1 protein-coding gene is annotated in these 1,982 nt (G+C 70.5%); it reads left to right on the top strand.

Features of this window, described 5'->3' with window-relative positions; translation table 11 throughout:
- Positions 1-545 precede the first annotated feature (545 nt).
- Positions 546-1,982, top strand: a 1,437-nt coding sequence (locus tag AC5LUJ_RS22640) for a P-loop NTPase fold protein (RefSeq protein ID WP_493465714.1), incomplete at its 3' end; no start/stop codon positions are given.

Genomic DNA, 1,982 nt, shown 5'->3' with positions numbered 1-1,982 from the left:
AAACACCAAAAACCGCAAGATCTGTCACGCCCCGCCTGAACGCCTCCGCGCGGCGCTGGAGTGAGCCGCTCCCGACCACATGGTTGACTACACAACGACCATCGAATGAGGAAAGTTGCGGTAACGGCAGGTTGCGATCCACTCGTCAGGGCGGTTCAGTTTTCGCAGATCAGCGGTTCGCTACGGCGAGTGGTGGAGCTGAGGGGATGGAACTTGAACCCCGATCTAGCCCACTACCTGCGGAAACGCGGCTGATTCCAGTCCTTGCCCCGACCGCTGGGCAACGAACGAGGAACAGTTCGGTCCTGGTGGCGTTCCCGGAGACAGCACAACAGGCTGGTCGCCCCTGCCGGCGAGTGGCCGAAGGGCCAGGGACAGAGCGCCACGAGCCGAGCCGACGCCCATTGGCCTGTCCGAGGCCGCGGAATCGCGGACGCCGATCGGCCGGCTTGTGACCCATCCCGCACACTGAGGGATATGTCGCATCCATCCGGCGAACCGTCCCCCAAGCCCCATTCTGGGGCCGCCCCGGCCCGGTCCGGGCGGTGGCCGTCACCCCCGACGGATCCGAGATCGTCAGTGTGGGTGATCAGACGATCCGGGTGTGGAACCGTCGCAGCGGAATGCAGGTCCGTGGCACCGGGACCGGTGGTGGGCCGTCCCGGCGAGGCGTGCTTGCCGGGGTACGCAGCGACGAGCCCAGCGACGTCGACCTGCTCGACATCGCCGAGGACGTGGACACGCTGGCCACACTGATCGCCGCGTCCGGCACCGAAGCACCGCTGGCAATCGCGGTACTCGGCGAGTGGGGCGCGGGGAAGTCCACGCTGTTACAGCAGGTACGCGGCCAGGTCGACCGGCTCGCCGCCCTGTCGCTGAACAACCTCGGCCGCAGCGCATACGCCGCTTCGATCCGGCAGATCACCTTCAACGCCTGGCACTACAGCGACGACCACGTGTGGACCGGGCTGATCGAGCACCTGTTCCGCGAACTGGCCCGCAACGACCAGACGACCACCCCAGCCGATCCCGCCGCGACCCGGGACGAACGCGACCACCTCCACGGCCGCATCCGGGAACTGGAAGCCGACCGTGACCGCCTCGACGCCACGATCAGCACTGTCGACGCCGCACCCGCCCCGACCGGCCGGCTCGCCACGGTCGGCTCCCCGACCAGACTGTGGCGGGCGGCCACCGCGGCGATGCGCACACTCGCCGGTGACCTGCGCCGCGGGTACCGGATCCTCGCCGGCTGGGCCATCCTGCTCGCCGCGGTGGGGGTGCTGTGGTGGTGGCTCGGCCCGTGGCTGCACACCGCGGTCACCGCCGTCGCCGGGATCCTGGCGTTCGCGCCCCTGGCCGTGCTGCCCCGGGTCCACGGGTGGGCGGTGGCGTTCACCGATACCGAACAGCGCCGGCTGGCCGACGACGCAGGCCGGGTACGCCGCGAACTGGCCGATACCCGTGCCCGCCTCGCGCAGGTCGACGCCGCCGCGAACCTCGCCGACATCCTCGAACGCACCGCGGACGTCGCCACCTACCAGGACTACCGGGGGCTGGTGGGCCGGGTCAGCCGCGACCTCGACACCCTCGACCGCGCCCTGACCGCCGCACGCACCGAGTGGCAGACCAGCGGCAGCACCGCCCCACCCCCGCTGGAACGCATCGTGCTCTACGTCGACGACCTCGACCGCTGCCCACCCGACCGGGTCGTGGAAGTCCTCACCGCCATCCACCTGCTGCTCGCGCGACGGCTGTTCGTCGTCCTCGTCGCGGTCGACGCCGCCTGGCTGCGCCGCAGCCTCACCGCCCACCACAGCGCCATGTTCGGCCTCCCCGCCGCGGACACCGACACGACGCCCACGGCTACCCCCGTCGACTGGCTCGACAAGATCTTCCAGATCCCTTTCGCGCTCCGGCCGATGGGCGCCACCGCTACCGGCTACCTGGCCGCCCTGCTACCCGCCGCACCAGCCGGGGCC

Source organism: Protofrankia sp. CiP1_Cm_nod3 (genome assembly GCF_982290655.1).
The sequence above is the reverse complement of the archived record's forward strand: the minus strand, read 5'-3'. Positions and strand labels throughout refer to the sequence as shown.